The organism is uncultured Faecalibaculum sp. (assembly GCF_910588395.1).
Classification (GTDB): Bacteria; Bacillota_I; Bacilli_A; order Erysipelotrichales; family Erysipelotrichaceae; genus Faecalibaculum.
This window is the reverse complement of sequence record NZ_CAJUPA010000033.1, coordinates 22,407-28,524: the sequence shown is the minus strand read 5'-3', so window position 1 is coordinate 28,524 and position 6,118 is coordinate 22,407. Positions and strand designations below refer to the sequence as shown.

General features: G+C 57.2%; 6 protein-coding genes. 3 read left to right on the top strand and 3 right to left on the bottom strand.

What is annotated here, in order from left to right:
- Positions 1–125: 125 nt before the first annotated feature.
- From QZ305_RS09300 to QZ305_RS09290, 3 genes are all read right to left on the bottom strand, one after another.
- Entirely contained in the window at positions 126–875 is a 750-nt protein-coding gene (locus tag QZ305_RS09300) for a dihydrofolate reductase family protein (protein ID WP_294731504.1), read from the bottom strand.
- A gap of 43 nt (positions 876–918) precedes the next feature.
- Entirely contained in the window at positions 919–1,749 is an 831-nt protein-coding gene (locus tag QZ305_RS09295; protein WP_294731503.1) for an HAD family hydrolase, read from the bottom strand.
- A 214-nt stretch (positions 1,750–1,963) separates the two neighbouring features.
- A complete protein-coding gene (locus tag QZ305_RS09290) occupies positions 1,964–4,042 on the bottom strand; it encodes a Tex-like N-terminal domain-containing protein (RefSeq protein ID WP_294731502.1) in 2,079 nt (692 codons plus the stop codon).
- 52 nt (positions 4,043–4,094) lie between these two features.
- Between QZ305_RS09290 and QZ305_RS09285 the strand changes: the two genes are divergently transcribed.
- The 3 genes from QZ305_RS09285 to ruvA all read left to right on the top strand — a co-directional run bounded on the left by QZ305_RS09285 (position 4,095) and on the right by ruvA (position 6,102).
- Positions 4,095–4,844, top strand: coding sequence for an exodeoxyribonuclease III (locus QZ305_RS09285; protein WP_294731501.1), 750 nt, complete (start codon positions 4,095–4,097; stop codon positions 4,842–4,844).
- A complete protein-coding gene (locus tag QZ305_RS09280) occupies positions 4,841–5,425 on the top strand; it encodes a formate/nitrite transporter family protein (RefSeq protein WP_294731500.1) in 585 nt (194 codons plus the stop codon). Before QZ305_RS09285 ends, QZ305_RS09280 begins: the two co-directional genes overlap by 4 nt.
- Positions 5,426–5,511: 86 nt before the next feature.
- A complete protein-coding gene (gene ruvA, locus QZ305_RS09275) occupies positions 5,512–6,102 on the top strand; it encodes a Holliday junction branch migration protein RuvA (RefSeq protein WP_294731499.1) in 591 nt (196 codons plus the stop codon).
- Positions 6,103–6,118: the final 16 nt, after the last annotated feature.

Sequence of the window (6,118 nt, the reverse complement as noted above, 5' to 3'; positions counted from 1 at the left end):
CCAGTGCCGAACGGCACGCTGGGTGGTGTGAGAGGGACCTAGTCTCTACTCGATTACCCCGGCGGCCTATCTGCCGGGACTGGCAGACCGGAAGGAAGCGGGAAACTGACATCCGCCGGAAGCTGTCACCACATCTTCTCCGGGTTCAGAACTTTGTACCGGATCCAGAGGCTGCTGCTGTCCATGGGCTTTGCCTCCGGCAGCTGAAAATGCAGCGGATTTCCCTGGGGATACTGCCGGTTGGTGACGAGACCCGGAGTCGTGAAGGAACCGTCTGCTGCAGCGGCCATGACCAGGCTGAGCTCGTCGCAGAGTCCGGACTCCATGAACGTCCAGTTCAGAATGCCTCCGCCGCCCAGCATCAGCAGGTCGATGTGAAATAGTGTTTTCAGCTTCGGCAGGAGAGCGGCAAAATCCACCTGGGCATCTCCGGCGATGATATAGGGAATATCCAGGGCGCGAAGATACGCCTTGTAGGCATCGGATGCCTGACTGGTGAGCACTTCGATCACCATGGCTTTCGTGGTTTCATACTGCAGCACATTGGATTTCCAGCCCAGCACACCCTTCGGATCTATGGAAACATAGAACATGCCAAAATCCGTATTGGTGATGAAATCACCCGCAGGTACCGGAGCGGCGTCGGGATTCAGACCGGGCTGGGCATAGAAGGTGAAATTCTCGTCTGTGGTCACACGACCCGACAGCCATCCCTGCATCGGATAGAACCGGTCCGGGCCAAAAGCCAGGTCATAGAACACTTCGCCGGCTTTGATTCCCTGCAGCGTATCCATGAATGTTCCTTCGATACGGCCTGCCAGAGATGTGAGCATATGACAGAACACATAGGGTCTGTCAGGATTTGTCATATTCATCAGCATACCTCCTGAACCTCCGGCACCGGAGGTTCTGCTGCCTTCAGGCGATTTCCGCATCGGAGATGTGGTCCCGCAGATAGCGTCCCACACCGTCTTCCAGCACGGAAAATTCCGTCACCGCGTCTGCTGCGGCTTTTGTGGGGGCTGATCCGTTTTTCAGGCAGATGCCTCTGCCTGCGGCCTGCAGCATGGAAATGTCGTTGTCCATGTCGCCGAAAGCCAGGATATCCGCCGGATCGATGCCCTGATTCCGGGCATACAGTTCCAGGGCATTGCCCTTGGTCACCCGGGGATCCATGAATTCCACCGCACCCGGGAAGGTGGCCACTGTGATCCAGGCCGGATCCGGATGATCTGCCAGCAGCTGCATCACATGGTCCTGCAGATGAGCCGGGTACTGTACCTCCACTTTGCCAGCCGGTTCTTCCTCCATGACCGCACGGGTGACTTTCCGGACATGGGAACAGTTCCGAAGCATGGAGCCTTCAATGAACTCATCGATGCGGGTACAGAGGACATCTTCATATCCTTTCCGGAAAATGATGGCATTCACATCCTCTCCCTCCAGAATGTCCATGACTTTGTGCACGGATTCTGTGGACAAAGGGTGCATTTTCAGCGTTTCGCCGCTGTCCCGGGTCCACAGTTCGCCACCGTTGAGGCCGATCACCATGTCGAATTCGAAGGGCAGATCCCACTGACGGGCTTTGTCCAGGATCCTGGGATCCATGGGGCGGCCTGTCGCCAGTCCGATTTTCACGCCGGCTTCATGCAGGCGCATCAGCTGTTTTCTCGTTTCCGGCATCAGATTTTCGCCTTTGTCCGCCAGTGTTCCGTCAATATCCGCAAAGAGCGCTTTCCATTTCCGCATCTTCATATCCTCCCAAACCATTGATCTGTCACCAGTATACGGAATCTGCCGGGGATGTGCTGAATTTCCGGAAGGAAAAGTCCGCAGCAAAAGCTCCCCGCAGGAAAGCCGCCAGATTTATGTCTCTGGTGTCTTCCTCCTGCGGGGAGCCTGTCGGCATGAACTGGCACGGGCTGTCCGTTCTGAACGGGATGAATGCCTTCAGCCAGGCTGTTCAGTGTTTCGGTGCCACCAGGGAAAGACCCACACGACCCCGCTTCAGGTCAATATCACTGACCCATACTTTGACGATCTGGCCTGTATGCACCACATCTTTGGGATCCCGGACGAAATGATCCGCCATTCGGGAGATATGCACCAGGCCATCATCATGCAGGCCGATGTCCACAAATGCACCGAAACTGGTCACATTCCGGACAGTCCCCTGCAGTTCCATGTTCTGGTGCAGATCCTCGATTGACAGCACATCCTTTTTCAGAATCGGTGCATCCAGACTGTCCCGGGGATCCAGGCCCGGATTCCGGAGCTCCCGGATGATGTCGATCATGGTATCGGTTCCCACACCGAGCCGTCTGGCTTCCCGGACCGGGTTGATCTTCTTCAGAGCCTCCTTGAATGCCTGGGAGCGAAGATCCTTCAGATCCAGCCCGTTGTCCGCCACAAACCGGCGGGCGAAATCGTAGCTCTCAGGATGGATTCCCGTGGCATCCAGCGGCTCGCTGCCATCCGGAATCCGGAGAAAACCCACACTCTGTTCATAGGCTTTGGCCGGCAGAATGTCCGCCAGCTCCCGGCGGCTGGATACCGGCCGGGCTTTGATGATCTTTGCGATCTGAGGCTTTGTGAGTCCGGATACATGCTTCATCAGAGAAGGGGAGCCGGTGTTCACATTCACCCCCACCCGGTTGACCGCCTTGTCCGTCACGAAATCCAGGGCTTCTTTCAGCTGCTTCTGAGGCACATCGTGCTGGTATTCGCCAATGCCCAGAGACTGCGGATCGATTTTCACCAGTTCGCTCAGAGGATCCTGCACCCGCCGGCCGATGGAGACCGCGCTGCGGGTTTCCACTGCCAGATCCGGGAACTCCTCTTTGGCCAGCGGGGAAGCCGAGTAGACCGAAGCGCCGGCTTCCGACCCGATCACATAGGAGATCTTCGGGTAGTCCCGGATGATGCGGGCAATCAGCGCTTCGGATTCCCGGCTGGCTGTCCCGTTGCCGATCACCACCAGATCGGGGTGATACTGATCCAGCAGCTGGCGGGTCCGCGCTTCGGCCCGGGCTTCGTCCCCTTTGCCCCGGAACGGATACACCACCTCCGTGGTCATCAGTCCGCCGTTTTCATCCAGCATCGCCAGCTTGCAGCCATGACCGTATCCCGGATCCCAGGCCAGCACGGATTTGCCTCTGAGAGGCCGGGTCATCAGAATGTTCTCCAGATTTACGGAGAAACCGTGAATGGCGGTTTCACAGGCTTTTTCCCGCAGCGAGCTCCGGATCTCCCGGCGCACACTGGGCAGGATCAGCCGGGTCAGGGCATCGTGAACGATGTTTTCCAGCAGCTGCCGGTTCACGTCCCCATGGATCACCAGCTTCCGGACCTGCTGTTCCAGATCCTCTGCATCCATGGACACGGACACCGTCAGGACTTTCTCCTTTTCGCCCCGCTCCATGGCCAGAACCCGGTACCCCGGCACTTTCCGGATGGGATCCGAGAACTCGTAGTACATTTCATAGGTGCCTTTTTCATCCACCGCATCCTTTTTCTTCTTCGATGCGATGAAACCGTTTTTCTCCAGAGACTCCCGGACAAGTTTCCGGATCCCGGCATCATCGCTCAGTTCCTCCGCGATGATGAAACCAGCCTGCTCCAGCGCTTCCGGATCCGCCTGAACCGGTTCTTTCTGGGCCCGGATCTGCTCCGCCAGCGGACCATACCCCTTCGCGATGGCTTCCGTGGCTTTTGTTTTCCGTTTCTCCTTGAAGGGACGATATACATCCTCCACAGCCGCCAGCGTATCGGCAGCTTCAAGGGCGGCTTTCACGTTGTCATCCAGCATTCCCTTTTCTTCAATCAGACGGGATACCGCCTCCCGGCGCTCCGTCAGATTCAGCTGATAGGCATGAACCTGACCGATTTCCCGGATCTGGTCTTCATCCAGCCGGCCGGTCATTTCCTTCCGGTAACGGGCAATGAAGGGAATCGTCGCTCCTTCATCCAGCAGTTTGAGGACGGTGTCAACCTGCTCTTCTTTCAGGCCCATGGACCTGGCAATTTTCTCTGTTATAGTCATACCGGTTATTTTACAATAGACAGGTATCCAAAAAAAGAAGGAGGAATGAAGCATGCGGCTGGTGACGTGGAATGTGAATGGCCTGCGGGCTGTGCTGAAGAAAGGGTTTGAGGACATCATGGCCACACTGGATCCGGATGTGGTGTGTCTGCAGGAAACCAAGGCTCAGGCCGATCAGATCGAGGTGGATGAAAGCCTCTTCCCTTATCAGTATGTGAACTGTGCGAAGAAAAAGGGCTACAGCGGCACCATGATCCTGTCTCTGAACGAACCTGTCTCTGTCCATGCCGGCATCGGTCTGGAGCAGCACGATCAGGAAGGCCGGGTGCTGACGGCTGACTTCGGCAGTTTCTGTCTGGTGGATGTGTATGTGCCCAACAGCGGAGATGGGCTGAAACGGCTGGATTACCGCATGGAATGGGACAAAGCCTTTTCCGCCTATCTGAAAAATCTGAACAAGCCGGTGCTGGTCTGCGGGGATTTCAACGTGGCCCGGACAGACCTGGATGTCTATGATGAAACAGCAGCTGCCGCCTGTGCCGGATATACGCCGCAGGAAAGGGAGAGTTTCGAGACAAACTTTCTGGATTCCTTTGTGGATGTGTTCCGCGCCCTGCATCCGGACACCAGAGCCTATTCCTGGTGGAGCTACTATTCCCGGGGACGGGAGAAAAACGAAGGGGAACGCATTGACTACTGGCTGGCCAGTCCGGACATGATGGACAGAATCCGGGGCATCCGCATTCTGGATGATGTGTTCGGCAGCGATCACTGTCCGGTGGAACTGGAGATCGACGCATGATGAGCATACTGGCGGGTGGCGCGGTGGCACTGGCAGGCCGCCTGTATGCCGGAATGGACAACAAGCTTGCCGCTGCCATTCTTTTCTCCTTTGCTCTGTACATGGTCTGTCTGTTCGGCCTGGATCTGTTCACCGGGAAAATCGGCTTTCTGACCGACCGGACCAGGCCGGTGCTGTGGTACGGTCAGATCTTCCTGGGCAACTTCATCGGCGCTGCCGGCGTCTCGCTGCTGTGTCTGGCTGCGGACCCGGGCATTCAGGAGATTGCCTCCGGTATGATCGATGCCAAGCTGGACATTCCGCTGTGGTCGCTGTTCGCCAGGGGCATGCTCTGCGGCTTTCTGATGTACATTGCGGTGGTCTCCTGGAAAAAGACCGGCAGTCCCCTGGGCATTTTCCTGTGCATCCCCATGTTCATCCTCTCCGGATTCGAACACAGCATCGCGGACATGAGCTACATGGTCATGGGACTGCGCTTTGATTTTCTCGGTGCGCTGCTGGTCATTGCCCTGGGCAACGCTGCCGGAAGCATACTTCTTCACTTCCTTAAAAATGGTATAATGAAGCCTACGGACCGCTGAAAGCGGCAGTACAGAACCAGCGGAGGCTGCCGCCGGTTTTTCCTGTTTCTTCAGCGGGAACAGGCGGTACAGGAAAGGAGAGCGGCATGATTGCATTTATCGAAGGAGTTGTCCGGTCTTCCCGCGCCGAATCGGTGGTGGTGGAAACCGGCGGCATCGGCTTTGAAATCTTCACGCCGGATCCTCTGGCCGTGCCCCGGGGAAAAACCGGTCTCTGGCATATTTATGAAAGCATCCGGGAAGACGGCTGGACCCTTTACGGATTCACCGATGAACTGGAATATGATGTGTTCATGGCGCTGATTCCGGTCAAGGGCATCGGGCCCAGAACTGCGCTGAACATCCTGCGCAAGGCCGGAGGAGCCCGCATTCTGGAGGCACTGGAGAAGGAAGATGTCAAAGCCCTCAAGGCGCTGCCGGGCATCGGCCCCAAAACGGCCAGCCAGATGCTGCTGGACATGAAAGGCCGGCTGGTGCATGTTTCCCGGTCCAATGGCAGCCAGTCTGTCCCGGCAGGCAGTCCTGCCTGGCTGGAAACCGTTTCCGCTCTGGAAAACTTCGGTTACCGTCAGGCGGACATCGACAGTCTGGCGCCGGAACTGGCGGACAGCCCCAAAGCCGCTCCCGAGCTGATCCGGGAAGCCCTGCGGCTGCTGGCCAAACGGAAAGGAGTGTAGCCTTTGCAGAACCGAC

Bases quoted from the DNA above. Each gene is read 5' to 3' on its own strand.
- QZ305_RS09300 (WP_294731504.1), bottom strand. From the start codon at position 875: ATGAATATGACAAATCCTGACAGACCCTATGTGTTCTGTCATATGCTC.
- QZ305_RS09295 (WP_294731503.1), bottom strand. From the start codon at position 1,749: ATGCGGAAATGGAAAGCGCTCTTTGCGGATATTGACGGAACACTGGCG.
- QZ305_RS09290 (WP_294731502.1), bottom strand. From the start codon at position 4,042: ATGACTATAACAGAGAAAATTGCCAGGTCCATGGGCCTGAAAGAAGAG.
- QZ305_RS09285 (WP_294731501.1), top strand. From the start codon at position 4,095: ATGCGGCTGGTGACGTGGAATGTGAATGGCCTGCGGGCTGTGCTGAAG.
- QZ305_RS09280 (WP_294731500.1), top strand. From the start codon at position 4,841: ATGATGAGCATACTGGCGGGTGGCGCGGTGGCACTGGCAGGCCGCCTG.
- ruvA (WP_294731499.1), top strand. From the start codon at position 5,512: ATGATTGCATTTATCGAAGGAGTTGTCCGGTCTTCCCGCGCCGAATCG.